Annotated in this window: 1 protein-coding gene and 1 pseudogene; both read left to right on the plus strand. The window is 42.0% G+C overall.

Annotated features, from left to right (window positions below; translation table 11 throughout):
• A pseudogene (locus ACFIKJ_RS09540) lies at window positions 1–519 on the plus strand (phage tail protein); the annotation flags it as partial.
• A gap of 9 nt (window positions 520–528) precedes the next feature.
• The coding region (locus ACFIKJ_RS09545) for a hypothetical protein (protein WP_375652209.1) at window positions 529–746 on the plus strand (218 nt) is incomplete at its 3' end.

Genomic DNA, 746 nt, shown 5'->3' on the forward strand with positions numbered 1-746 from the left:
GATGGCGCCACGACGTTTAATGTTCCCGATTTTCGGGGGATGTTTTTACGGGGACTTGATAATGAACGCAATCTAGACCCTTGGCGTTCTTTTGCAAGTATACAACCCTGTTCTTTAAAAGCGCATGAACATTTTATAGGTCCAGCGTCATCAGAAGGTCTTTCTTCTCGAAAAAAACGAGATGTTTCTTCTTCTGAAGCTCACTTGCAAAGGCGCAAGAGAGCTATAGACGAAGAGTGTGTAGGTTTGAGTGGGGATAGCTTAAAGAAATGTCATGAAGAATTTGACCGAATAGTGGGCATTTCAGAGGTTCCATTTTGGTTTACAGAAAAAGATAAACCGCCTCGTTTACCTTGGTTTATCAGGAGTCCTTTTGCTAATTTTTTATATTATTCAACGCCTATAACAGAAGGGCTGAATGACAGAGAGCATCATGAACATCACCTTATGGCAGAGAGGGTTGGTGGTGTTGAAACGCGCCCCGTTAATGTGAGTGTAATTTATGGGATCAAGACATGAGGAGTTGAAATGTCATTAAAACCGTTTGCGATATCAGAGATTAGCGACCCGTCTCAAGTACGGGTCGTTTTGTATTCTGGGGGAGGTTTTGTTCATGCGCCGCTTAATGGCGTTTTTGATTTACTGAAAGCCGCTTTGAAAACGGAGCTTGATGGTTCACTGAAAGATTTAGAGAAGCGCTTAGAGGCTTTAAGAGAAGAGTTTGAAGATTTGAAAGAGTGTTCATT

It is taken from the genome of Bartonella sp. PS7NMGDW, assembly GCF_042193585.1.
Lineage (GTDB): Bacteria > Pseudomonadota > Alphaproteobacteria > Rhizobiales > Rhizobiaceae > Bartonella > Bartonella grahamii.